Genomic DNA, 25,745 nt, shown 5'->3' with positions numbered 1-25,745 from the left:
GTGCCGCGCGACGACGATCGACCATGCCGATTCCATCATCATGTTCAGTGAATGCATATCTGTTATGCAGATATCGCCTTACCGGTGACAAAATCGGCCCCAACTTCGCGGCACGAACGAGCGCTTCATTGTCGCGAGCTTTGGATATGGGGACGAGATTCATGCATGAGCGTAGCGAACGACCGGACGGGACGGCTCATCGTGCAGGGCGCACGGGCTCTGCAGATTTTGCGATCCCGGCCGACCGGCCGGGCTTGAGTCGCCGCACCTTCCTGACCGCGGCGGCGGCGCTCGGCCTGTTGCCTGCCGGCGGCCGGGCCTTCGCCGAGGAGGGCCTGCTCTCGTTCGAGAACGCCAGGCCCTTCTCCTTCGAACTCCTCGCCGAGCATGCCCGGCGCATGGCGATGCAGCCCTACATCCCGCCGCGGCCGCGCGATCCCGAGGTGCTGGACCAGATCGACTTCGACGCTCACTGGAAGATCAAGTACAGGCCGGAGGCGACGTTGAAGGTCGCCGACGGCGAGGCGCCGGTCCGGCTTTTCCACCTCGGCCGCTACTTCCAGCTCCCGGTCGGAATCCATGTGGTCGATGGAGGAGAGTCGCGGGAGTTGCGCTACGACCCGGCCGTTTTCGACATGCCAGCCGACAGCCCGGCCCGCAAGCTGCCGAAGGACATCGGCTATGCCGGCCTGCGGGTGATGGCGCCCGATCAGAAGAACGACTGGCTGGCCTTCCTCGGCGCCGCCTATTTCCGGTCGTCCGGCGAACTCGACCAGTTCGGCCTTTCGGCGCGCGCACTCGCCATCGACGTCGCCATGCCGACGCCGGAGGAGTTTCCGCGTTTCACCGACTACTTCCTCGAACGCTCCGCTACCCCCGGCCACGAGCTCGTCATCACCTGCCTGATCGATTCGCCGCGCATGACCGGCGTCTTCCGCATGGACGTCGGCAAGCACGGCCCGGTCGTCATGGACATCGACAGCCGGTTCTTCGCCCGCGACGACATCGCGCGCCTCGGGCTCGCGCCCCTGACCTCGATGTTCTGGTTCTCCGAAACCGACAGGCCGGACCGCGTCGACTGGCGGCCCGAGATCCACGACAGTGACGGTCTGGCGATTCACAGCGGCGGCAACGAGCGGATCTGGCGGCCGCTGAACAATCCCTCCGTGGTCCGCACATCGAGCTTCTCCGACAAGAACCCTAAGGGCTTCGGGCTCCTGCAGCGCGATCGCGCCTTTTCCAACTACGAGGACGACGGCGTCTTCTACGAGAAGCGACCGAGCGTCTGGATCGAGCCGAAGGGCGACTGGGGCCAGGGCGAGGTGCAACTCGTCGAAATTCCCACCGACGACGAGATCCACGACAACATCGTCGCCTATTGGCTTTCCGAAAAGCCCGTGAAAAAGGGCGACGAGATCCCCCTCTCCTACCGCCTTACCTGGGCCAGGGACGAGCCGCATCCGAGCGAGGTCAGCGCCGTCACCGCGACGCGCATCGGCCGGGGCGGCATCGCCGGTCAGCCGCGGCCGAAGGGCGTGGTCAAATTCGCGGTCGATTTCGACGGCGGCTTCGTCGCAAGGCTCGACCGCGAGACCGAGGGCGTCGAGGCCGTCGTGTCGACGTCGCGCGGCGAACTCTCGAACATCGACTGCTATTCGGTGAAGGTCGGCACGGCCTGGCGCATGACCTTCGACCTGAAGGCCGAAGATGCCGATCCGGTGGATCTTCGCGCCTATCTCAAGCGCGGCGATCAGACGCTGACGGAGACCTGGCTCTACCAGTTTCTCTCCGATCCCGATTCCGCCGCCTGACGATGTCATGGCGTCGCGGCGTGCGTTTCGTCGCGCCGCTATCCGGCTTGGCTCTGACGCGGGGCAGAGGATCGACCTTTCGCGCGTCGCGGTGGCCGTAAACCCTTCGTTGACGCTTTCGCGGATCGTTTCCGTCGCACGGACGGCACAGCCTCAAATGGCAACGACTGATTAATCACGCTTCACTTATCATTGCTGCGACGACGAAGCCGCAGCGCCGCCTTGCACGACCGGGAAAGGCCGTCGAACCTCGGGCTCGGGGTCGCTCTCGTCGTTCAGGAGGGAGCGCATGATGCATCCGATCGCCATTCTGGGCGCCGGCATCGCCGGACTGACGGCCGCCGCCGAACTGCAGCGCCGCGGCCTTCCGGTCACCGTCTACGAGGCGGGCAAGACGATCGGCGGGATGATGGCCTCGTTCAAGGATCCGGCCGGCTTCACCTACGATTTCGGCGCGCATTTCGTGAACAACCGCCTGGCCGCCGCGCTCGGTGCGGCCGGGATCTGCCGGCCGGTCCGGCACTATGGCGAAGCGGTGCATCTCGGCGGCACCTCCTACGGCTATCCCTTCGGCCTGATGCGCTCGCCGCGCTTCGTGCGCGGCGCGATGGCGAGCCGCTTCCGGCATCACGAGATCACGACGGCCGAGGACTGGTTCCGCCATCACTACGGCGATGCCCTGGCCGAGGCGGTGGCGATCCCGATCGCCGAAGCCTGGTCGGGCACGGCCGCGAGCGACCTCGCCCCGTCGGTCGGCGAGAAGATGGCCAACGGCGCCCTCAAGACGCTCTACCTCAAGGCGGCCGCACGCATCACCGGACGCGCCGTCTGCATCGGCTATTCCCACGAACGCCCCGAGAATGCCGGCATCTACCACGTCTATCCCGAGGGCGGCATCGCGCGGCTTTTGGAACCGACGCTCGATCAGGTCCGTCATCTGGTGAGGCTCGAATCGCCGGTCGAGAAGATCCTCGTCGAGGACGGACGGGTGCGCGGCCTGCGCGTGCGCGGCGAGACGATCGAGGCCTCGGCCGTGATCTCGACTGCACCGGTCAACGTCCTGCCGAAGCTCGTCGAAGGTTCGGCCGCGCTCGATCATCTCACGCGTTTCCGCTACCGGCCGATGATCTTCGTCAATCTGCACTTCGAGGGCCGCCACTACCTGCCCGACACGATGCTCTGGGTGCCCGACCGGACCATGCCGTTCTTCCGTCTCACCGAGACGCCGATCTCGATGCCCTGGCTGGCCCCCGAAGGAAAGACGCTGATCACCGCCGACATCGGCTGCGAGGTTGGCGACGAGTACTGGACCATGCCGAACGAAAAGCTCGCCTCGCTCTGCCTCGACGGCATCTGCGCGATCTACCCGCATCTGCGCCGGAAACATCTCGGCGCCGGCGGGATCATGAGAACGCCGGTCTCCTATCCGGTCTACCGGCTCGACTACGAGGAAGATCGCCGGCGCTTCGCCCGCTCGACCGGCATCGACGGGCTCTGGAGCATCGGCCGGAACGGCGAGTTCGCCCATATCCTCATGGAAGACGTCCATTGCCGCACGCTGAAGCGGATGGACGAGGTCGCCGCCCATGTCTGCCCGCCGTCGTCGACCGATCGAGCCATCGCCGATCTCAAAAAGACGCGCAGACTGATGGGACGGCGAAGTGGCAAGGCGAGGGAGGCTGCCTGAGGCCGAGCCACGCATCTCCGCTCGGCGGTCGTGTCGCCCGACGGCCCGCCATCGGTCACGACTGTGTCATGCGCCTGTCATGACGCAGCGGTTACTCCGCAGGTTCGAACGGTGCTATGCCCCACGCGCCGATCCTGAACCGACCCGGAGAATCGTCCCCATGATCCGCAAAGCCGGCCTCGTCGCCATCTCGCTCGCAGCCCTCGTCGCGGCAGCCCCCGCCCTCGCAGCCTCCGGCAAGCTGGTTCTCTATACCAGCCAGCCGAACGAAGACGCCCAGGCCACCGTCGACGCCTTCGAGGCGAAGAACCCGGACGTCGACGTCGAGTGGGTGCGCGACGGCACCACCAAGGTAATGGCGAAGCTGCAGGCCGAATTCGCCGCCGGCAACCCGCAGCCGGACGTCCTCCTCATCGCCGACAGCGTCACCATGGCGGGCCTGAAGCGCGACGACCGACTGATGGCCTATGAGGGCGCCGACACCACCGGCTTCGAGGACGGCCTCTACGACGAGGACGAGACCTATTTCTCGACCAAGCTGATCACCACGGGCATCGTCAACAACACCCGTGCCGCTATGACGCCGACCTCCTGGAAGGACCTCACCAAGGAAGAGGCCAGGGGCCAGGTGACCATGCCGAGCCCGCTGACCTCCGGCGCCGCCCTCGTTCATCTCGCGACGATCACCCAGAACCCGGATCTCGGCTGGGCCTATGTGGAGGCGCTTGCGAAGAACGGTGCGACGGCGGCCGGCGGCAATGGCGGCATCCTGAAAGCCGTCGCCGGCGGCCAGAACGCCTATGGCGTCATCGTCGACTATCTGCCGATCCGCGAGGCGGCCAAGGGCTCGCCGGTCAACTTCGTCTTCCCGACCGAGGGCGTCTCGGCGGTGACCGAGCCGGTGGCGATCCTGAAGACCGCGAAGAACCCGGAAGCCGCCAAGGCCTTCGTCGACTTCCTGCTCTCCGAGGACGGCCAGAAGCTCGCCGCGAAGCAGGGCTATCTGCCGGCCCGAGACGGCGTCGCCCCGCCCGAAGGCTTTCCGTCGCGCGACGAGATCAAGCTGATGCCCTTCGACGCCGATCAGGCGCTCGCCGACGAGGAGGCGAACAAGAAGCGCTTCGCCGAGATCTTCGGCGGCTGACGCCTTGGCGGCATCGTCGAAACCGGGACTGGGCGGCGAGGGCATCGCACTCGCCGTCCTCGTCGTCTTCATCCTCCTCGTCTCGGTCCTGCCCGTCATGCGGCTGGCTCTCGAAGCCTTCGCGCCGGGCGGAAATCTCGACCTTTCGAACCTCTCCTCGGTTCTGTCCGCCGGCTCGACCTGGCGGGCGACCTGGCACTCGCTGGTCACGGCGATCTTCGGAACGGCCATCTCGCTCGTCCTCGGCACGGCCTTCGCCCTCGCCGTCGCGCTCACCGACATCCGGGCGAAGGCGGCCCTCGTCTTCGCGTTCCTCCTGCCGCTGATGATCCCGCCGCAGGTGACGGCGCTCTCCTGGGCGCAGCTTGCCGGCCCGTCGAGCCCGCTGCTCATCACCTTCGGCCTCGCCCCGCCGCTCGGCGCGCCGAACCCGCTCTACAGCGCCGAGGGAATCATCCTCCTCCTCGGCATCCAGCATGCGCCGCTGGTCTTTCTCGCGGTGCGGGCGGGCCTGCGCGGCCTGCCGCGCGAGATGATCGAGGCGGCGAGGGCCTGCGGCGCCGGCCGGCTCTTCGTACTGCGCACCATCGTCTTGCCGATGATGACCCCGGCCCTCGTCGCCGGCTCGGCGCTGGCCTTCGTCTCGGCCATCGGCAATTTCGGCATCCCGGCGCTGCTCGGCATCCCGGCCGGCTACACGGTCCTGCCGACGCTCATCTATCAGCGGTTGGCGAGCTTCGGCCCGTCGATCATCTCCGACGTCGCCGTCCTGTCGATCCTCGTCGGCGCCCTCGCCTGCCTCGGCTTCGCGGCGCAGGCGCTCTTCATCGGCAGGCGCGACTTCCGGACGGTCGGCGCGCCGTCGCAGGCGCTGCGCTACCGGCTCGGGAGGGTGCGGCCGGTGGTGGAATCCGGCGCCTGGGGGGTCATCGTCCTGATCCTCGTCGTCCCCCTCCTGGCCCTTCTCGCGACCTCGCTGGTCAGCGCCTATGGCGTTCCTTTGTCGGGCACGACCATGACGCTCGGCAACTACGCCGAGGTGCTGCTGCGCCAAGACGCGACGATAAGGGCCTTCCGCAACTCCTTCCTCCTCGCCGCCGGCGCCTCGCTCGTCCTGATGATTCTCGCCGTCCCCTTCGCCGCACTGATCGTCTGGCGCGGCGGACGGCTCTTGAAGAGCCTCTCGATGCTGGCCGAAGTGCCCTATGCCCTACCCGGCATCGTCCTCGGCATCGCCGCCATCCTGATCTTCATCCGCCCCCTGCCGATCCTCGGCATCAGCCTTTACAACACCATCTGGATCATCTTCCTCGCCTATCTCGCCCGCTTCCTGACCCTGTCGCTGAGGCCCGTCGTCGGCGCGGTGCAGCAGCTCGACCGGGGGCTCGACGAGGCAGCGCGGATGACAGGCGCCGGCTATGTCTTCCGGCTGCGCACGGTGCTGTTCCCGCTGCTCGCCCCGGCGGCGGCGGCCGGCGCGGTGCTGACCTTCATGACCAGCTTCAACGAGCTGACGGTCTCGGCGCTGCTCTGGTCTGCCGGCAACGAGACGCTGGGAGTGGTGGTCTTCAATCTCGACGACGGCGGCTACACGGTGCTCGCCTCGGCCGTGGCGGTGGTGACGGTTCTCGTCATCGTCGCGATCATGGGCGTCACGGCGCTGCTGGCAAGGCGGCTGCCGCGCGGCGTCCTGCCCTGGGCCGATTGAACGATCGGCCGAAAATGCCTTCTGTGTGGAACGGCGGGACGCTCAGGCCGCCGCCGCGAAGGCCGTCTCGCCCGCAGCCGCCGACAACAGCCAGCCGCCGCGAACCGAGACGCGGACGATTTCGCCGATCGCCAGCCGCTCGCTCGACGGGAGCGGCAGGAGCAGGCCCGGCGCCGCATCCGGCTCGATTTCGTAGAGGGTGTGCGACCCCTTGAAGACCGCCTTGCGAACCCGCGCCGCGAAGCCCGTCTCGCCGATCGCGAGGTTCTCCGGCTTCAGCGCCAGCCGGGCGGGACCGGCCGTCAGGGCGCCATCTCCATCTCCGCCCCGTACCACGGCCTCGCCACCGAACAGCCGGACGCGGCTTTGCCCCGCGTCCGCCGGCCCGAGGACCATGCAATCCACCACCCGGCCATTGCCGACGAAGCGCGCGACGCCTTCGCTGGCCGGCCGGTCGTAGAGCGTCGCCGGGCCGGCGACCTGCAGGATCCGGCCCTTCTCCATGACGGCGATGCGATCGGCCATGGCCATCGCCTCGGCCTGATCGTGGGTGACGTAGACCATGGTTGCGCCGGTGCGCTCGTGGAAGGCGCGGAAGGTCTCCTCCATCGAGGCCCTCAGATGCACGTCGAGATTGGCGAGCGGCTCGTCGAGCAGGATGACGTCCGGGTCCATGGCGAGGCAGCGGGCGAGCGCCACCCGCTGGCGCTGGCCGCCGGAAAGATCGGCCGAGCGCCGCCCCTCGAAGCCGGCGAGTTCGACCGCGTCGAGCGCCTCGCCGATCCTGACCCGGCGTTCCGCCTTGGAAAGACCCCGCACCCGCAGCGCGTAGCCGACGTTCTCGGCCACCGTCATGTGCGGCCACAGCGCATAGGACTGGAAGACGATCGCGACGTTGCGCCTTTCGGGCGGAACGTGGATGCCCTCCCCCGCCACGAGCCGGTCGCCGAAGCGGATCGCCCCGGCGCTCAGCGTTTCGAAACCGGCGATCAGGCGGAGCAACGTCGTCTTGCCGCAGCCGGAAGGCCCGAGCAGCGCGACGAACTCGCCCTCGGCGATGTCGAGAGAGACGTCGCTCACCGCGACGCCGCTGCCGAAGCGCTTCAGCGCGCCGGCGATGGTAATGGCAGTCATCCGCGCTCCGGAACGATCAGAACAGGCCTTCGATCTCGCCGTTGTCGTTCAGATAGATCGATTCGGCCGCCGGCTGCGAGGGCAGTCCCGGCATGGTCATGATCTGCCCGCAAATGGCGACGACGAAACCGGCGCCGGCCGACAGCCGCACTTCGCGCACATGGACGGAAAAATCCGTCGGCGCGCCGCGCTTCGTCGGATCGGTGGAGAAGGAATATTGGGTCTTCGCCATGCAGACCGGCAGATTGCCGTAGCCGGCCTCCTCCCAGGCGGAGAGCTGGTCGAGGACGGATTGGTCGGCCGTCACCTCCGAGCCGCGGTAGATCTTCTTGACGACGGTCTCGATCTTTTCGAACAGGCCCATCTCGTCGGGATAGATCGGCTGGAAGTCGGCAGTGCCGCCATCGGCGAGCTCCGCGACCTTTTCGGCGAGCCCGGTGATCCCGGCCGAGCCTTCCGCCCAGTGGCGGCAGACGATCGCCTCGGTGCCGAGGGTCGCGACATAGTCCTTCACCGCCTGGATCTCCGCCTCGGTATCGGCGGAGAAATGGTTGACCGCGACGACGACGGGGACTCCGAAGCCTTTGACGTTCTCGACATGGCGGCCGAGATTGGCGCAACCGGCCTTCACCGCCTCGACGTTCTCCGCCCCGAGATCGGCCTTGGCGACGCCGCCATTCATCTTCATCGCCCTGACCGTCGCCACGACGACGGCCGCCGCGGGCTTGAGGCCGGCCTTGCGGCATTTGATGTCGAAGAACTTTTCGGCCCCGAGATCGGCGCCGAAGCCGGCCTCGGTGACGACGTAGTCGGCCAGCTTCAGCGCCGCCTTGGTGGCGACGACGGAATTGCAGCCATGGGCGATGTTGGCGAAGGGGCCGCCATGGACGAAGGCCGGATTGTTCTCCAGCGTCTGGACGAGGTTCGGCTGGATCGCGTCCTTCAATAGAACGGCCATCGCGCCGTCGGCCTTGAGGTCACGGGCGGTGATCGCCGTCTTGTCGCGGCGGTAGGCGACGATGATGTCGCCGAGGCGGCGTTCCAGGTCCTCGAGGTCCTCCGAAAGGCAGAGGATCGCCATCACCTCGGAGGCGACGGTGATGTCGAAACCGGTCTCCCGCGGAAAGCCGTTGGCGACGCCGCCGAGCGAGGTGGTGATCTGGCGCAGCGCCCGGTCGTTCATGTCGAGCACCCGCCGCCAGGTGACGCGGCGGGAATCGATCTGCAGCTCGTTGCCCCAGTAGATGTGGTTGTCGATCATCGCCGAGAGCAGGTTGTGCGCCGTGGTGATCGCGTGGAAGTCGCCGGTGAAGTGGAGGTTCATCTCCTCCATCGGCACGACCTGGGCATAACCGCCGCCCGCCGCCCCGCCCTTGACGCCGAAGCAGGGGCCGAGCGAGGCCTCGCGGATGCAGATCAGCGCATTCTTGCCGATGCGGTTCAGCCCGTCGCCGAGGCCGACGGTGGTCGTCGTCTTGCCCTCGCCGGCCGGCGTCGGGTTGACGGCGGTGACGAGGATCAGCTTGCCGTCGGGACGGCCCTCCAGCGATTTCAGGAAGGGTGCGGCGATCTTCGCCTTGTCGTGGCCGTAGGGAACGATGTCCTCTTCCGACATGCCGAGGCGCCCGGCAATTTCCTTGATCGGCTTCTTCTTCGCGGCGCGCGCAAGGGCGATGTCGGAATTGTAGTCGCTCAAGGCTTTCTCCCTCTGCTCGATCGTTTTGGCGACAGCATACGCAAGGTGGATGCCCATTGCCACAGCCTGCCGTGGCGGAAAACCCGGAGCGTCGGCAAGCGCCGGAAGATCGCGGGAGGCGAGGGCTGGCTTTGGCGAGGAGCCGAAAAAAGACGAGCCCGGTGTGGGAGGAGACCACCGGGCTCGTCTTCTACTCGAAATCCCGGCCGCGGCGCTGGGAGACAACACCGATGCGGCCGTCTGCTACTCGGGCATGTGCGGCCGTGCCCAATGGGAGGAATGGGGCGGCCGCTGCTCACGCATTGCCCTAACGCAGTCAACCTAGCACAGGTTTCACGGCTCTGCTGTGGCGGGGTTGCTACGATTCCATCGCAATCAGGCTGGCGTTACCTCCAGCGGCGGCAGTATTGACCGAAATGACCTGTTCGCGGGCGAAGCGGACAAGGTAATTCGGACCGCCCGCCTTCGGCCCCGTTCCGGAAAGCCCTGATCCACCAAAGGGTTGAGATCCGACGATCGCACCGATGATGTTTCGATTCACATAGACGTTACCGACTGACAGGCGTGCAATGACCTTGTGGGCCGTTTCGTTGATCCGGCTGTGCACGCCGAGCGTCAGCCCATATCCCGTCGCCTCGATCGCATCGAGGATCTTGTCGAAGTCCCTGGCCTTCCAGCGAACCACGTGGAGGACGGGGCCGAAGATCTCGCGGTCGAGCGCCTCGGGCCGATCGATCTCGACGATGTGAGGGGCGAAATAGTGCCCCTTGGCCGCGAGGTCGGCGGGCACCTCGCCGCGATAGCGCAGCTTCTGCTCGCGCTCCATGCGGGAAACGTGGTCGCGCAGCATGGCGAGCTGCTCGCCGTCGATCACCGGGCCGATGTCGGTCGAAAGCTCGCGCGGGTCGCCGACGGTCAGCTCCTTCGCCGCGCCGGCGATCATGTCGAGGATCTTGTCGGCGACGTCCTCCTGCAGGAACAGGAGCCTCAGCGCCGAGCAGCGCTGGCCGGCCGAGCGGAACGCCGACATGACGACGTCGTCGGCAACCTGTTCGGGCAGTGCGGTCGCGTCGGCGATCAGCGCGTTGATGCCGCCGGTCTCGGCGATCAGCGGCGCGATCGGCGCATTGCGGGACGCGAGCGCCCGGTTGATCGCGAAGGCCGTCTCGGTCGAGCCGGTGAAGGCGACGACGGCGGTGAGGTCGTGCGACGTCAGCGCCGCACCGGTCCTGCCGTCGCCGGGGGCGAGATACAGATGCTCTTTCGCAAAGCCGGCCTGGTGGAGAAGCTCGACGGCCTTGGCCGCGATCAGCGGGGTCTGCTCGGCCGGCTTGGCGATGACGACGTTGCCGGCGGCAAGCGCCGCCGCGACCTGGCCGGTGAAGATCGCCAGCGGGAAGTTCCAGGGCGAGATCGCCACCGCGACGCCGCGCGGGCGATAGGTCAGCCGGTTCTCCTCGCCGGTCGGGCCGGGCAGCTCGACAGGGGCGCCGAACAGCCGCATCGCCTCGTCGGCGTAAAAGCGCAGGAAGTCGACCGCCTCGCGCACCTCGGCGATGCCGTCGTCGAGAGTCTTGCCGCCCTCTGCAGCGAGGATCGCCAGGAGTTCGGCCTGGCGTTCCTCCATGAGGCTCGCCGCCTTCCGCAGCATCTCCGCCCGCCTCGGCCCAGGAACGGCCTCGGCCGTCCGGCAGTGGGCCGCCGCCTCACGGACGAGCGCCGTCGCGGCCTCGGAAGACAGGTGATAGCTCGTCCCCAAGAGGCCGCCATCGACTGGCGAGACGATCTCGACCGGCTCGCCGCCCGTCTTCGCGGCCGCGGCCTCGCACCGTGCCTCCAGCCGTTCGACCCTGGTGCGGCGTCGTTCGGCGATCAGACTGCCGAGCGCCCGGCGGTCGCCCACCTCGATGCCGGCAGAATTGCGCCGCGGCGAGAAGAGATCCTTCGGCAGGCCGATCTTCGGGTGCCGCGCGGGACCGCCCTCCAGCATCGAACGGGGCCGTTCCAGAAGATCGTCGACCGGAATGTCCTCGTCGCCGACCATGGCGACGAAGGAGGAGTTGGCGCCGTTTTCCAGAAGCCGGCGGACGAGATAGGCGAGAAGGTCGCGGTAGCCTCCGACCGGCGCATAAATCCGGCAGGCGACCGGCTTCGGCCCGGAGCGGCGCAGCGTCTCGTAGAGCGCCTCGCCCATGCCGTGAAGACGCTGGAACTCGAAGCCGGTGGCGTCGCTGCCGGCCATTTCGAGGATGGTCGCGACGGTCAGCGCATTGTGCGTGGCAAATTGCGGATAGATCCGCGCCCGGCGCTCCAGCAGCGCCCTGGAGCAGACGAGATAGGACAGGTCGGTCGCCGGTTTGCGGGTGTAGACCGGATAGCCGTCGAGCCCCTTCTCCTGCGCGTGCTTGACCTCCGTGTCCCAATAGGCGCCCTTGACGAGGCGCACCATCATGCGGATGCCCGCGGCCTCGCAGAGGTCGTCGACGTGTTCGATGACGGCGAGCGCGCGCTTCTGATAGGCCTGGATGGCGAGGCCGAAGCCTTCCCATCCCTTGAAGTCGAAGCGCTCGACCAGCGCGTCGATCACGTCGAGCGAGAGTTCCAGCCGCTCGGCTTCCTCGGCGTCGATGGTCAGGTTGAGATCGAAGCTGCGGGCCATTTCGGCGAGCGCGATCACCTTCGGCAACAGTTCCTCGAGGACGCGCTCGCGGTGCAGCGGGTGGTAGCGCGGGTGCAGCGCCGAAAGCTTCACCGAGATCCCCGGCCGGTCGGGCAGCTTCTTGTTGCCGGCCTTGCGGCCGATCCTCTCGATCGCATTGGCATAGGAGCGGTAGTAGCGCTCGGCGTCCTCCATCGTCCGGGCGCCCTCGCCCAGCATGTCGTATGAGTGGCGGTAGCCTTTGGATTCGAATCCCCGGGCCCGCTCCAGCGCATCCTCGATGGTCTCGCCGAGAACGAAGTGCCGGCCGAGGAAGCGCATCGCCTGACGCGTCGCCTGACGCACGGCGGGGCCGCCGATCCGCTTGACCAGCCCGGACATGACGCCCTGCGGCGTCTCGCCGGGGCGGATGATGCGGGCGGAGATGCCGAGCGCCCAGGCCGAGGCGGCCGTCATCAGCCGGTCTTCGCCGCCCTCGTGATGGGCCCAGTCGCCGGCGCCGATCTTCTCCTCGATGAGCCGGTCCTGGGTGGCCGCATCCGGAACCCGCAACAGCGCTTCCGCCAGAATCATCAGAGCGAGACCCTCGCGGCTCGAAAGCCCGAACTCCCGCAGGAAGTCCTCGACGCCGCCGATGCCCCCGGCCGCCTTGCGGATGCCGACGATCAGGCCGCGCGCCCGCTCGTCGACCTTGTCCTCGTCATGGGACCAGCGCTCGGACGCCTTCAGGAGCGCCGAGACCGCCGCCTGGTCGTCGAGTGCGAAGGGCGCGGAGAACGGCGGAGAGAACCGTCCGGCGTCGGCCGTTGCGGTTGAGCGAGCTCTGGCAGGCATGGGATTCTCCGGCGAAAGTGGAGTGGTCTTCGCTTGAAACCCCGGACCTTATGGAGCTTTGGGGTGGGCCGCAATCTGAGACTTTCGGGCGAAGACGGAAATCCGCGCATGTCTCCCGTGCGCCGGCCGAGCAAGTCCGAGAGGCCGGCGACGCACGACGGCAAGCGTCATTTCGCCCGCGCCGCCGGTGTCTTGCCCGCGGCACCGGTCGGACCGTCGCCGGCATCCGGTTCGGACGTCACGCCGTCGAGGATCGCTTCGATCTCGGGATAGAACCACTTCTGCCCGGGATACCCCTCCAGCCGGCCGACTTCGTGGCCATCGTCGCCGACCAGGACGAAGGTCGGGGTAAACACGGCAGGCGTCAGGCCTGCGATGCCTCCGGTGCGATCCTCGAAGATGTTCACCCGTCTCAGAGGCGCGATCTGGCCGATGCGGCTCTGCGGATAGTCCGGCGCGATCTCCGCGTCGAACTTGCGGCAGAACGGACAGCCGTCCTGCTCGAACATCAGGAGTTCGGCCGCCATGGCCGAGCCGGCCGACGCGAAAAAGAACGGCTGGCCGGCGACCAGAAAAAGGGCGGCAAGCCAAACCAGCCGCCGCCCGATATGCGCTGGACCCTTCGTCCCGCGGCAATGTCCATAAATGCTTCGGGCTTTCGTCATGGCCCGATCATAGCGCCGCGGCCGACGAAAGGTCACCCGCCGCGACGATTTGGCCGGCAGCAGCCGTCGCTCCGGCCCGGCTTCGCCGAGGATCAGGCGTAGACGTCCATCACCTCGTTGAGAAGGGCGATGGCGTCTTCCTTCGAGCGCTGGAAGGAGTTGCGGCCGATGATCGAGCCGTTGCCGCCGCCTTCGCGGATGCCACGGACCTCGTCGAGCAGTTCGTCGGTGTTCTTCGCCGCGCCGCCGGAGAAGACGACGATGCGCTTGCCGTTGAAGGCCGCCTGCATGATGTGGCGCACCCGGGCGGCGGCCGTGTTCCCGTCGATCCCGTGCTTCGTGTAGACCGACTTCGCCGCTTCGAGATCGACGTGGGCCGTGGGTAGCTTCACCTTGATGATCGTCGCGCCCATCAGCGCCGCCATGTGCGCGGCATAGGCGATGATGTCGAGGCCGGTCTCGCCGTCCTTGGTCACCTTGCCGCCGCGCGGATAGGACCACACGACGGAGATCAGGCCGCGGGACTTCGCCTGATGGCTGATCTCGCGCAGCTCCTCGATCATGTCGTAGGAGGAGTCGGCGCCGGGATAGATGGTGAAGCCGACGCCGACGCAGCCGAGCCGCATCGCGTCGTCGACCGTTCCGGTGATCGCCTGATCCTGGTTGGAGACCAGCGAGTTGCCGCTGTTCAGCTTGAGGATCAAGGGCACCTCGCCGGCGAAGGTGTCGGCGCCCTGTTCCAGAAGACCGAGCGGCGCCGCATAGCCGGAAACGCCCGACTCGATCGCCAGCTCGTAGAGATAATGCGGATCGTAGCCGACGGGATTCGGCGCGAACGACCGCGCCGGGCCGTGCTCGAAGCCCTGATCGACCGGCAGGATCACCAACCGGCCGGTGCCGCCGAGCCTGCCGTGCATGAGGAGACGCGACAGATTGCTCTTCAGGCCCGGGGTCTCTCCTTCGTACCAGGAGAGGATATTCCGGACGACCTCAGTTCTCAGCATGGTATCGATGTCCTTCGGCAAACGACAGGGATTGCGCATCGCTCGCGATGCTTGCCGTTTCTTTTGGAGGTATATCCGTTTGACGTCCAGACGGCGCGACCGACCCCAATCGATTAAATTCCCGGCGGGTCCAACAAAAGGATCGAATGCTTCGTCTTGATGACGATTGCCGACGTCTCGCAGCCGATCGCGCCCCCCTGCCGGCATCGCCCCGACGCCGAGTGCCGGAGCCGGAAGACGTTCCCCGTGATCGCCCGACCCTGTTGGCGGGCCGATCCGCTTTTTCGGGTTGAAGCCGACAATTCGCTTTTATTTGACGGCGAAACCGTCTAGCGCGGCGCCACCCGTCCCCGACGCGAGCGCCCGGCCCACTGCCCGGCGCCCCGACCCGCGCCAAAGGAGTTGAAGCGAACATGGCCGACAACCAGCATCCGGTCCACGCCAAGATCAGCGGCCCCGTCGTGATGATCGGCTTCGGCTCGATCGGCAGGGGCACCCTGCCGCTGATCGAGCGGCATTTCGATTTCGATCGCAGCCGCCTCGTCGTGATCGATCCCGACGAAAGCGTGCGCGGCCTGCTGGACGAAAAGGGCATCCGCTTCGTCAACGAGGCGGTGACGCGCAAGAACTACGAGGACCTCCTGACCCCGCTCCTGACCGAGGGCGAAGGCCAGGGCTTCTGCGTCAACCTTTCGGTCGACACCGGCTCGCTCGACCTGATCAAGCTCTGCCGCCAGCTCGGCGTCCTCTACATCGACACCGTCGTCGAGCCCTGGCTCGGCTTCTACTTCGACAAGAACATGTCGAATGCCGAGCGCACGAACTATGCCCTGCGTGAGACCGTCCGCAAGGAGAAGCGGAAGAACCCCGGCGGCACCACCGCCGTCTCCTGCTGCGGCGCCAATCCCGGCATGGTCTCCTGGTTCGTCAAGCAGGCGCTGGTCGACATCGCCCGGGACACCGGCATGGACTTCAGCGAACCCGCCTGGGACGACCGCGAGGGCTGGGCGAAGCTGATGAAGAAGGCCGGCGTCAAGGGCGTCCACATCGCCGAACGCGACACCCAGCGGGCGAAGACCCCCAAGCCGATGAACGTGTTCTGGAACACCTGGTCGGTCGAGGGCTTCCTGTCGGAGGGCATGCAGCCGTCGGAACTCGGCTGGGGCACCCACGAGAAATGGATGCCGAAGAACGCCAGCCGACACAAGAAGGGCTGCCAGGCGGCGATCTTCCTGGAACAGCCGGGCGCCAACACCCGCGTCAGGACCTGGTGCCCGACGCCGGGGGCGCAGTACGGCTTCCTGGTGACGCACAACGAGTCGATCTCGATCGCCGACTACTTCACCCACACCAACAAGGACGGCGAGGTCACCTTCCGGCCGACCTCCCATTACGCCTACCATCCGGCCAACGACGCCGTCCTGTCGCTGCATGAACTCTTCGGCGCCGCCGGCAAGATCCAGCCGGAGCTGCACGTCCTCGACGAGACCGAGATCGTCGACGGCATCGACGAGCTCGGCGTCCTCCTCTACGGCCACGAGAAGAACGCCTACTGGTACGGTTCGCAGCTTTCGATCGAGGAGACACGCGAACTCGCGCCCTACCAGAACGCCACCGGACTGCAGGTGACGTCGGCGGTGCTCGCCGGCATGGTCTGGGCGCTGGAGAATCCGGAGGCCGGCATCGTCGAGGCCGACGAGATGGACTACAAGCGCTGCCTGGAAATCCAGACGCCGTATCTCGGGCCCGTCAAAGGCTATTACACCAACTGGAATCCGCTGGTCGACCGGCCGGGGCTCTTCCCGGAGGACATCGACGAGAAGGATCCCTGGCAGTTCCGGAACATCCTCGTCCGCTGACGCCGCGAAACCGGCATCCGAGCGGCGAGGGTTCGCCCGGCGGCGGGAAAAAGCGCGCGACCGTGGTCGATTTCATCTTGACCGTCGCCGCGTCTCGTTCTGAAACACTTGCCGGAGGTCTCGGGAACGTCGAGGCCCCGCCCTGCCCCAGTGCGGCGATGCGACGTCCGTATCGCCGCCGACCGTCCTGAACGAGGTTTTTTGATGCGGACACGCAAGACGGCAGTCGCCATCACCGTCGTCGCTCTGGCGCTCGGTGCCTGCACGACCAGCGAGCGGGCCTCGGTCGCCCCCAAGCCCCAGGGCGTCGAGGGCCGGTGGAACGCCATCGGCGGGCCCGTCGCCTACGCGGCGACCTTCAACAACGGCCGCTTCGCCTCCGTCGAACAGGGAACCGGCGGCGTTCTCGCCACGGGGACCTATTCCAATCTGGGCCCCGGCCAGATCAACATCCTCTACACCTCGCGGACGACGAATCAGCAGCAGTCGGCGAACTGCAATCTCGTCCAGGCCAATCGCCTCGCCTGCGCTTCCTCCACCGGAACGCGCTTCGAGTTCGCGCGGGCCTGAGCCGGTCCGGGGCTCCCTTCGGAGCTTCGCCTTCGCCGACCCTGAAAGGACCGCTCGCTGCGAGGCGACGGTCTTTTCGATTCTTCTCGTTCAAATTCCGTCCCGTCCCCTCTATATTTCGCGGGCCCAGGGCAGGCTCCGCGCTTGTTCGGCTGCTTTCCCCGTGACGGCCCGCTTCGTCGCGGCGGGCGTCCGCCGATCGATCCGCTGCGGAGCGAGAACAACGCAATCGATCGGAATCGCAGGATGAACGCTCTCACACAGACGGTCGCCGAACGGGCGACCGGCCCTCTTCCAGCCGGCCACCCGCCGGTCGAGACGGCGAAGATCGGCGTTCTCCTAGTCAATCTCGGCACGCCCGACGGCACCGACTTCAAGCCGATGCGCCGCTATCTGAAAGAGTTTCTCTCCGACAAGCGGGTCATCGAATGGCCGCGCATCGCCTGGTATCCGATCCTTTACGGCATCGTCCTCAACACCCGGCCGAAGAAGTCCGGCGCCGCCTATGCCGAGATCTGGAATACGGAGCGCAACGAGTCGCCGCTGCGCACCTTCACCCGCGCACAGGGCGAAAAGCTCGCCGTCCGCCTCGCCGGCCATGGCGAGATCGTCGTCGACTGGGCGATGCGCTACGGCAATCCGTCGATCGCCGAGCGGACGGACTATCTGATGAGCCAGGGCTGCGAGCGCATTCTCGTCTACCCGCTCTATCCGCAATATTCCGCGTCAACGACCGCCACGGTGAACGACAAGTTCTTCGAGCACATGATGGGCAAGCGATGGATGCCGGCGGTCCGGACCGTTCCGCCCTATCACGACGAGCCGGTCTATATCGACGCCCTCGCCCGCTCGATCGAAAGCCATCTCGCGACCCTCGACTTCGAGCCCGAACACGTCATCGCCTCCTATCACGGCATCCCGCAGAGCTATTTCCGCAAGGGCGACCCCTATCACTGCCACTGCCAGAAGACCTCGCGGCTGCTCGACGAGCGGCTCGGCTGGCCGAAGGGCCGGCTGATCACCACCTTCCAGTCCCGCTTCGGGCCGGAAGAGTGGCTGCAGCCCTACACCGACAAGACCGTGGAAAAGCTGGCGAAGGAGGGGGTGAAGTCGATCGCCGTCCTCAATCCCGGCTTCGTCTCGGACTGCCTGGAAACGCTGGAGGAAATCGCCGGCGAGGCGGGCGAGATCTTCCACGAGGCCGGCGGCGAGAACTTCTCCCACATCCCGTGCCTCAACGATTCCGAAGCCGGGATGGACGTCATCGAGGCGATGGTGCGCCGGGAGTTGCGCGGCTGGCTCGACTGAGGCGGGCGGCACGCAGGACAGACCGGACTGCGACAACCAGGTGCGCTGCCCGTCGCGGCGGCCCTTTCCCCCCTCGGCTTCGTGATGCTGCGAGCCGTTCTCTCGAGGATCGGCGCGGCGGCGGCCGCCGCGCTCGACCGGTCGACATCTCGCCATCGGCCGCCGCCTTCTTTCGGGGCGGCTTGCGTTCTCCCCTGATCAGGCGATAGTCGACCGGGGCTCGAAGCAAAACCGCCGGAACCTGCCGGCTCGGGAGATCGGCATGCTCACACCCGGCACAATCCTTCTCATCGTCGTGCTCGTCGTCGCCGTCGTCGTGCTGACGTCGACGATCAAGATCGTCCCCCAGGGCTACAACTACACGGTCGAGAACTTCGGTCGCTATACCCGCACGCTGGAGCCGGGGCTCTCGATCCTCGTGCCCTTCATCGAGCGCGTCGGGCGCAAGATGAACATGATGGAGCAGGTGCTCGACGTTCCGACCCAGGAGGTGATCACCCGCGACAACGCCTCGGTGGCGGCGGACGGCGTCGCCTTCTACCAGATCCTCGACGCCAAGGCGGCGGCCTACGAGGTCTCCGGCCTCGACAACGCCATCCTCAATCTCGTCATGACCAATCTCAGATCGGTCATGGGCTCGATGGACCTCGACGACCTTTTGTCGAACCGCGACACCATCTCGGAAAAGATCCTGCGCGTCGTCGACCAAGCCTCGCATTCCTGGGGCATCAAGATCACCCGCATCGAGATCAAGGACATCAATCCGCCGAAGAACCTCGTCGATGCCATGGCGCGGCAGATGATGGCCGAGCGCGAGAAGCGCGCCGAGATCCTCGAGGCGGAGGGATCGCGCAATGCCGCGATCCTTCGGGCCGAGGGCGAGAAGCAGAGCCAGATCCTGCAGGCGGAAGGCAAGCGCGAGGCGGCCTACCGCGAGGCCGAGGCGCGCGAGCGGCTGGCCGAGGCGGAAGCGACCGCGACGCGGCTCGTCTCGGAAGCCATTGCCGCCGGCGACGTCCAGGCGATCAACTACTTCGTCGCGCAGAAATACACCGAGGCCATCGCCAAGCTCGCTTCGGCGCCCAATCAGCGCGTCGTGCTGATGCCGCTGGAAGCCTCCTCGCTGATCGGATCGGTCTCCGGCATCGCCGAGATCGCCAGAGCCGCTTTCGGCGACGAGGCCGGCCCGACCGTCCCGCCATCGCCGCCCCGCGGCCGGCCGCAGCGGCCGGGCTTCCGCGTTCCCGACAGCGGGAATGCCGGCCCATCCGCAGCCGGGTGACCCCATGGAAGCGCTGTTCCAGACACTCGCCGACTACGGCTGGTGGATCGCCGGCCTCGTCCTCCTGATCCTGGAGGTCGTGGTCCCCGGCGCCTATCTCGTCTTCTTCGGCATCGCCGCCCTCGTCGTCGGCACCAACGCGTTCCTCGTCGGCGACTGGTTCGACTGGCCGCAGCAGGTCGTCGCCTTCATCGTCGTCTCGGCGGTCTGCATCTATCTCGGCCGGCGCTGGTACGGGCGCGATCCCGTCAAGGACGAAGGCGCGCCGCTCAACCGCCGCACCGGCCGGCTGGTCGGGCGCGAAGCCCGGCTGACCGAGGCGATCGTCTCCGGCAGGGGCCGCGTCGCGATCGAGGATTCATGGTGGACGGTCTCCGGCCCGGAACTGCCCGAGGGCGCGCGGGTGCGTGTCATCGGCGCCGACGGCGCGGTGCTTCAGGTCGAGCCGGTGGAGTGAAGCAGGCCCCGCCGGGTCCGGATCGACTTCCTTTGCCCGGAATATCGTCGTAGCCGATGAGGCCGCAGGCCTTCCAGCGTCGATGCCAGCGCCCTTCCGGCAACGGTGATCTCGCCCCATCCCGCTCGCCGGCTGCGCCCGGAACGGCGGATGCAATCCGGGCGGTCGCAGAGGAAGGCGCGGCATCTCCTACACATCAAGCGGACAGTCGCCCCTCCCCGATTGATCCGCCCCGCGTCTGCCGTTACCCCTTGCCGATCGACAGTCCACGAAGCGATCCCCATGACCGAATGCTACCCCCGCGATCTCCTCGGCTACGGCCGGACGCCGCCCGATCCGCAATGGCCGAATCCCTCCGGCGAAGGCCATGCGAAGATCTGCGTCCAGTTCGTCGTCAATTACGAGGAGGGCGGCGAGAGTTCGATCCTCGACGGCGATCCGGCCTCCGAGTCGCTCCTGTCCGAGATCGTCGGGGCGCAGCCCTGGCCGGGGCAGCGCAACCTCAACATGGAATCACTTTACGAATACGGCGCGCGCGCCGGCTTCTGGCGGTTGTGGCGAATGTTCACCGAATGGGACATGCCGGTCACCGTCTACGGCGTCGCCCTCGCCCTCCAGCGCAATCCGGAAGCCGTCGACGCGATGCTGGAGGCCGACTGGGAGATCGCCAGCCACGGCCTCAGATGGCTGGAATACAAGGATTTTCCGGAGGAGGAAGAGCGCCGGCACATCACGGACGCCGTCCGCATCCACACGACCGTCACCGGCTCGCGCCCGCTCGGCATCTATCAGGGCAAGCCGTCGGCCAACACGCTGAAGCTGGTGATGGAAGAAGGCGGCTTTGCCTATTCCTCCGACAGCTATGCCGACGATCTGCCCTACTGGATCGAGGGCCCGAACGGGCCGCATCTGATCATCCCCTACACCCTCGACACCAACGACATGCGCTTTGCGACGCCGCAGGGGTTCAATTCGGGCGATCAGTTCTTCACCTATCTGAAGGACGCCTTCGACGCACTCTATGCCGAGGGCGAGGCGGGCCGGGCGAAGATGCTGAATGTCGGCCTGCACTGCCGGCTCGTCGGGCGGCCGGGCCGCGCCGCCGCCCTCGCCCGCTTCCTCGACTACGTAAAATCGAAGCCCGACGTCTGGGTGGCAAGGCGGATCGACATCGCCCGGCACTGGCGCGAGCGCTTCCCCCATGCTCCACGCCTCAGACCGAGCCGGATGAGCGCCGATGCGTTCGTCGAAAACTTCGGCGGCGTGTTCGAACATTCGCCCTTCGTCGCCGAGCGCACGGTCGCGGACGGCCTCCACGACGCCCACGACACGCCTCTCGGCCTCTCCGGCGCCATGAACGCCGCGTTTCGCGGGGCGAGCGAGGCCGAGCGCCTCGGCGTCCTCGCGGCCCATCCCGACCTCGCCGGAAGACTGGCGCTGGCCGGCGACCTCACCGAGCAGTCGAAGGCCGAACAGGCCGGCGCCGGCCTCGACAGGCTGACGGCGGAAGAGCTTTCCCGCTTCACCGCACTCAACGAACGCTATGTCGCGCGCTTCGGCTTTCCCTTCATCGTCGCCGTGAAGGGCCTCGACAAGACCGCGATCCTCGCCGCTTTCGAGCGGCGGGTAGGCAACGACCCGGCCGAAGAATTCGCCACCGCTTGCCGCGAGGTGGAAAAGATTGCACGGCTGCGCATCCACTCCATCTTCGAAGGCAGCCATTCATGAGTTCCGAACGCTTTCTGACCGCCAGGCCCCTCCCCGAGGCCGAGGAGCTCACGCGCCGCGCCATCGACCTCGCCCAGCCGCGGCTCGGCACCGAGGTCACCTTCGCCACCGACGACTTCTTCGCCGACAAGTCCCGGATGATCGATCCGGCGCCGCCGGTCTTCTATCCCGACCGGTTCGACGACCATGGCAAGTGGATGGACGGATGGGAGTCCCGCCGCAAGCGAACCACCGGCCACGATCATGCCGTCATCCGCCTCGGCCAGCGCGGCCGGATCGTGGCGGTCGACGTCGACACCTCGTTCTTCACCGGCAACTATCCGCCGGAAGCGATGATCGAGGCCGCCGACACGGCGGGTGAGCCGGGCGACGCCGACTGGTACGCCTTCGTGCCTCGCTCCGCTCTCAACGGCGACGGCCACAACCTCTTCGCCATCGAGGACGACCGGCCGGTCCGCTGGCTGAAGCTGCACATCTTCCCCGATGGCGGCGTTGCGCGCCTGCGCGTCTACGGCACCATCGAAAAGGACTGGGGCCTCGTTTCGCCGGACGAGACCGTCGATCTCGCGGCGATGGAAAACGGCGGCACCGCCGTCGCCTGGAACGACGCCCATTACGGCCATCCCGCCAACATGCTGGCACCGGGCCGGGCGCCGGTGATGGCCGACGGCTGGGAGACGGCGCGCCGCCGGGTTCCCGGCAACGACTGGTGCGTTCTGAAGCTCGGGACCGCCGGCCGGATCGAACGCATCGCCATCGACACCAACCACTTCAAGGGCAATTTTCCGGACCGCTTTTCCTTGCGCGCCGGCCGGCTCGGCGACGAGACGACGCTCGAAGCGATCGATGCGGCGAGCCGCTCCTGGCCGGCGATCGTCGAGGAGGCAAAGCTGAAGGCCCACCACGTCGAAAAGTTCACTGCCGCGCCGCTCGATCGGCCGGCCACCCATGTGCGGCTCGACATCTTCCCGGACGGCGGCGTCTCGCGGCTGCGGCTCTACGGGAAGAAGGCCTGATGCGGGTCGTTCGCCCCCAGCCATTGACCAAGGCCGCCTTCGCTCCGTTCGGAGAGGTGCTGGAGACTGCAGGCGCCGAGGAACTGGTCATCAACGCCGGCATGGCGACGCGCTATAACGACCTCGCCAGGGTCGACGTCGCGCCCGATACGGGCCGTCCGGGAATAGCGATCTTCCGGGCGAAGCCGCGGAGCCTGCCGCTCGACGTCACGATGTTCGAGCGCCATCCTCTCGCCAGCCAGGCTTTCCATCCGCTCTCCGGCCGGCCATGGCTGGTCGTGGTGGCCAGCGACGATGCCGGCCGCCCGGGCGAGATCCACGCGTTTCTGGCCAGTGGAGACCAAGGCGTGAACTATGCCCGATCCGTCTGGCATCATCCGTTGCTGGCGCTGGAGGAAATGTCGGATTTTCTGGTGGTCGACCGCGCCGGCGACGACAATCTGGAGGAATTCCGGCTCGAAACCCCCGTGCGGGTGGAGATCTGACCGCGCGCCGCGTCGCTTCGCACCCCCGTGGCAGAAAGCCGAAACCATCGCCCCGTTCGTTCGTTATAGGCCTATAAGCTTGTGCGTTCAATGTTTTGCCGCCCAAGTGATCGGGCACGCACAAGCATCGGCAAGAACGAAGGAGGACACCCATGGCAACCGAGGCGATGAAACACGCGCGCTTCACGCATCCGACGCATGGAGACTACGACAATCCCGAAGCGGTCTTGAACGATGATCGCCTCACGGACAACGAAAAGCGCACGGTACTGGACGAGTGGCGCTCGTCTCTGAAGCATATCTTGCGGAACGACCCGGACGCGCCTCAGGCAGAGAACACCAACCAGTCGCTCGACGACGCCGCAGCCAAACTTGCCGCCGGCAAGATCTGACTCGGTCATCCCATGGTCGCAGCCATGGCGATCGCCGACAATTTCGTTCCCGACAGATCAGACAAAACAGTTGGGAATCGGCGTGTCGGATTCGAGCAGATGTTTTCGCTCGAAGGACTGTGTCGCAGACGGCGGTCAAGACCGAACGACGAAGTGATGCGGCAATTTGGCACAAGGTTTCGTCATACGTTGCTGCCTAGATGAAATCCATAGACTGGTAAGCCGCGCCGAGTTGCGCCGAAACGTCTCCTGGGCAGCGGGCGGACATAGTGAAGGACCGTGGGGTTAGAAAGACAGACCATGCCGACTTCGCTTCCGCCCGCAGCCTACTACGATCACCCCCAGCACGGCACATACCGATCTGCGGACGAATTGCTGGCGGACGACAGGCTGTCTGAAACCCAGAAGCAGATGGCGATCGAGGCATGGCTCTCTCAGCTCGAGCGCGGGATCTCCGAAGAAGCCGACCCGGCTGCACTCGAAGCTGCAGTCAAATCGCTGAAGGGCGCCGCCGACAGGCTCGCCTCCGGACGGCACTGATTTCTCCCCGGAACCCGTGATTGAAACGGCGGTTGCCGTTCCGCCTTCTCGCCTTTCTCGCAGGGCTCCGTCTTTCTCACCGGTCGATGCACCCTAACTTGCCGGACGTGCGGCCGCAAAGGGCCGCTCGGAAATGGCGACGGGACAGCAATCATGCCGAAAAGCATCAACCCCGCGACGGGCGACGTCATCGAGGATTTCGCGGAGCACGGCGAGGACGTCGTCGAAAGAGCGCTGGAAAATGCCGAGATCGCCTTTCGGGATTGGCGGCGGACGCCCTTCAGCCGGCGCGCCGAGCTTCTGAGCCGGACCGCCGACGTCCTCGAAAGGCGCAAGCACGACCTTGGCCGGATCGCCACGCTGGAAATGGGCAAGCGCCTGAAAGAGGCCGTCGCCGAGGTGGAGAAATGCGCGGCTGCCTGCCGCTACTACGCCGAGCACGGCGAGGCGATGATCGCCGACGACGAACGCTCAGGTCCCGGCTCGAAGAACTACGTCGCCTATCTGCCGATCGGCCCGGTGCTGGCGGTGATGCCCTGGAATTTTCCGTATTGGCAGTGCTTCCGCTTCATCGCGCCGGCTCTGATGGCCGGCAATGTCGGCCTTTTGAAGCACGCCTCGAACGTCAGCCAGTGCGCGCTCGAGATCGAGAACGTGCTGCTCGAAGCCGACGCGCCGCAAGGCGTCTTCCAGACGCTGCTGATCTCGTCGAAGAGGGTCGAGCCGATCCTGCGCGATCGCCGGGTGCGCGCCGCGACCCTGACCGGTAGCGAGGCGGCCGGCGCGTCCGTCGCAGCGACGGCGGGGTCCGAGATCAAGACGACGGTGCTCGAACTCGGCGGCTCCGACCCGTTCATCGTCATGCCCTCGGCCGACATCGGCAAGGCAGTCGACGTCGGCGTCACGGCGAGGATGCAGAACAACGGCCAGAGCTGCATCGCCGCCAAGCGCTTCATCGTCCACGCCGACGTCTATGACGACTATACCGCCCGCTACCGGGAAAAGCTCGAGGCGATGACCATCGGCGACCCGATGGACGAGACGACGGATCTCGGCCCCGTCGCGATGAAGTCCGGCGTCGACGATCTGACCGACCAGATCGAGCGGTCGGTCGAGGCGGGCGCGGCGTTGACGACGGGCGGCGCGATCGAGGGCAAGGGCTTCTACTTCAAACCTTCGATGCTCGAAAACGTCGGCAAGGAGGCCCCGGCCTATCGCGAGGAGCTGTTCGGCCCGTGTGCGATCTTTTTCAAGGTCGCCTCGATCGACGAAGCGATCGAACTTTCCAACGACTCCGACTTCGGCCTCGGCGGGTCCGTCTGGACGAACGAGGCGGGCGAGATCGAACGCTTCGTCCGCGACCTCGACACCGGGGGCACCCATGTCAACCGGATGACCGCCTCGGATCCGCGGCTTCCCTTCGGCGGCGTCAAGCGCTCGGGCTACGGGCGGGAGTTGTCGAGAGAGGGCATCCACGCCTTCATGAACGCCAAGACCGTGACGATAGACTGAATGGCGAACGGATCGGATGCCGCGGCCTCGGAGTTCGGGGGTCTGCCTGCGTCGTCGTCGTCGTCGGTTGGTCGCCACGGCATATCAGCCGGCACCACACGCACGTCCGCCAGAGCGTTCGATCCGCGGCAACCGCAAGGCGAGCAGATGGTAAGCCTCGTCTAGTTCTTTGGCAGACTTGCCGGCTGCCTATTCTCACGGCATAAACCCAAGGTCGACGTCGGGAAATGCCGCATCCGGTGTCCGCCGAGGTC

Annotated in this window: 20 protein-coding genes; 15 read left to right on the top strand and 5 right to left on the bottom strand. The window is 66.7% G+C overall.

Translation table 11 applies throughout. From position 1 onward, the window contains the following. Window positions 1–254: 254 nt before the first annotated feature. The 4 genes from LZD57_RS11125 (at window position 255) to LZD57_RS11110 (ending at window position 6,350) form a co-directional block, all read left to right on the top strand. A complete protein-coding gene (locus LZD57_RS11125) occupies window positions 255–1,811 on the top strand; it encodes an OpgD/OpgG family glucan biosynthesis protein (protein ID WP_233719693.1) in 1,557 nt (518 codons plus the stop codon). Between the two features lie 289 nt (window positions 1,812–2,100). Beyond that, window positions 2,101–3,498: a protoporphyrinogen/coproporphyrinogen oxidase gene (locus tag LZD57_RS11120; protein ID WP_233719692.1), complete on the top strand. Its 1,398-nt coding sequence runs from the start codon at window positions 2,101–2,103 to the stop codon at window positions 3,496–3,498. Window positions 3,499–3,658: 160 nt separating this feature from the next. Then, window positions 3,659–4,642 (top strand): ABC transporter substrate-binding protein, encoded by a 984-nt coding sequence (locus tag LZD57_RS11115; protein WP_233719691.1) that lies wholly within the window; start codon window positions 3,659–3,661, stop codon window positions 4,640–4,642. 4 nt (window positions 4,643–4,646) lie between these two features. Then, the gene (locus tag LZD57_RS11110) at window positions 4,647–6,350 is read left to right on the top strand and encodes an ABC transporter permease (protein ID WP_420844792.1); all 1,704 of its coding nucleotides are present in this window, start codon (window positions 4,647–4,649) and stop codon (window positions 6,348–6,350) included. Between the two features lie 42 nt (window positions 6,351–6,392). Here LZD57_RS11110 and LZD57_RS11105 read toward each other — a convergent pair whose 3' ends face one another. From LZD57_RS11105 to LZD57_RS11085, 5 genes are all read right to left on the bottom strand, one after another. Further along, entirely contained in the window at window positions 6,393–7,484 is a 1,092-nt protein-coding gene (locus tag LZD57_RS11105; protein WP_233719690.1) for an ABC transporter ATP-binding protein, read from the bottom strand. Between the two features lie 16 nt (window positions 7,485–7,500). Continuing rightward, a complete protein-coding gene (locus LZD57_RS11100; protein WP_233719689.1) occupies window positions 7,501–9,180 on the bottom strand; it encodes a formate--tetrahydrofolate ligase in 1,680 nt (559 codons plus the stop codon). A 358-nt stretch (window positions 9,181–9,538) separates the two neighbouring features. Next, entirely contained in the window at window positions 9,539–12,673 is a 3,135-nt protein-coding gene (putA, locus tag LZD57_RS11095; RefSeq protein WP_233719688.1) for a bifunctional proline dehydrogenase/L-glutamate gamma-semialdehyde dehydrogenase PutA, read from the bottom strand. Window positions 12,674–12,840: 167 nt separating this feature from the next. Further along, the gene (locus LZD57_RS11090; RefSeq protein WP_233719687.1) at window positions 12,841–13,200 is read right to left on the bottom strand and encodes a thioredoxin family protein; all 360 of its coding nucleotides are present in this window, start codon (window positions 13,198–13,200) and stop codon (window positions 12,841–12,843) included. A gap of 230 nt (window positions 13,201–13,430) precedes the next feature. Continuing rightward, window positions 13,431–14,342, bottom strand: coding sequence for a class I fructose-bisphosphate aldolase (locus LZD57_RS11085; protein WP_233719686.1), 912 nt, complete (start codon window positions 14,340–14,342; stop codon window positions 13,431–13,433). Window positions 14,343–14,755: 413 nt separating this feature from the next. On the opposite strand from LZD57_RS11085, the gene LZD57_RS11080 reads away from it, so the two are divergent. The 11 genes from LZD57_RS11080 (at window position 14,756) to LZD57_RS11030 (ending at window position 25,491) form a co-directional block, all read left to right on the top strand. Further along, window positions 14,756–16,201, top strand: a complete 1,446-nt coding sequence (locus LZD57_RS11080; RefSeq protein ID WP_233719685.1) for a homospermidine synthase — start codon at window positions 14,756–14,758, stop codon at window positions 16,199–16,201. Between the two features lie 204 nt (window positions 16,202–16,405). Continuing rightward, a complete protein-coding gene (locus LZD57_RS11075) occupies window positions 16,406–16,771 on the top strand; it encodes an Omp10 family outer membrane lipoprotein (protein WP_233719684.1) in 366 nt (121 codons plus the stop codon). 246 nt (window positions 16,772–17,017) lie between these two features. Beyond that, window positions 17,018–18,079, top strand: coding sequence for a ferrochelatase (hemH, locus tag LZD57_RS11070; RefSeq protein ID WP_233719683.1), 1,062 nt, complete (start codon window positions 17,018–17,020; stop codon window positions 18,077–18,079). Window positions 18,080–18,341: 262 nt separating this feature from the next. Then, complete coding sequence (locus LZD57_RS11065) at window positions 18,342–19,361, top strand: SPFH domain-containing protein (protein WP_233719682.1); 1,020 nt, start codon at window positions 18,342–18,344, stop codon at window positions 19,359–19,361. Beyond that, window positions 19,336–19,818 carry an NfeD family protein gene (locus LZD57_RS11060; protein ID WP_233719681.1) on the top strand — a complete coding sequence of 161 codons (483 nt, stop codon included), beginning with the start codon at window positions 19,336–19,338 and terminating at the stop codon, window positions 19,816–19,818. Before LZD57_RS11065 ends, LZD57_RS11060 begins: the two co-directional genes overlap by 26 nt. A 282-nt stretch (window positions 19,819–20,100) precedes the next feature. Beyond that, complete coding sequence (gene puuE / locus LZD57_RS11055) at window positions 20,101–21,546, top strand: allantoinase PuuE (protein WP_233719680.1); 1,446 nt, start codon at window positions 20,101–20,103, stop codon at window positions 21,544–21,546. Continuing rightward, window positions 21,543–22,562 carry an allantoicase gene (alc, locus tag LZD57_RS11050; RefSeq protein ID WP_233719679.1) on the top strand — a complete coding sequence of 340 codons (1,020 nt, stop codon included), beginning with the start codon at window positions 21,543–21,545 and terminating at the stop codon, window positions 22,560–22,562. Before puuE ends, alc begins: the two co-directional genes overlap by 4 nt. After that, the gene (locus LZD57_RS11045; RefSeq protein ID WP_233719678.1) at window positions 22,562–23,047 is read left to right on the top strand and encodes an ureidoglycolate lyase; all 486 of its coding nucleotides are present in this window, start codon (window positions 22,562–22,564) and stop codon (window positions 23,045–23,047) included. Before alc ends, LZD57_RS11045 begins: the two co-directional genes overlap by 1 nt. A gap of 152 nt (window positions 23,048–23,199) precedes the next feature. Beyond that, the gene (locus LZD57_RS11040) at window positions 23,200–23,439 is read left to right on the top strand and encodes a hypothetical protein (protein ID WP_233719677.1); all 240 of its coding nucleotides are present in this window, start codon (window positions 23,200–23,202) and stop codon (window positions 23,437–23,439) included. Window positions 23,440–23,739: 300 nt separating this feature from the next. Beyond that, entirely contained in the window at window positions 23,740–23,979 is a 240-nt protein-coding gene (locus LZD57_RS11035) for a hypothetical protein (protein WP_233719676.1), read from the top strand. A 153-nt stretch (window positions 23,980–24,132) separates the two neighbouring features. Continuing rightward, window positions 24,133–25,491: an NAD-dependent succinate-semialdehyde dehydrogenase gene (locus tag LZD57_RS11030; protein ID WP_233719675.1), complete on the top strand. Its 1,359-nt coding sequence runs from the start codon at window positions 24,133–24,135 to the stop codon at window positions 25,489–25,491. The last annotated feature ends 254 nt before the right edge of the window (window positions 25,492–25,745 follow it).

It is taken from the genome of Jiella avicenniae, from assembly GCF_021390325.1.
Classification (GTDB): domain Bacteria; phylum Pseudomonadota; class Alphaproteobacteria; order Rhizobiales; family Rhizobiaceae; genus Jiella; species Jiella avicenniae.
Note: the sequence above shows the minus strand (reverse complement) of the source record. Positions and strands in the feature narration are given on the sequence as shown.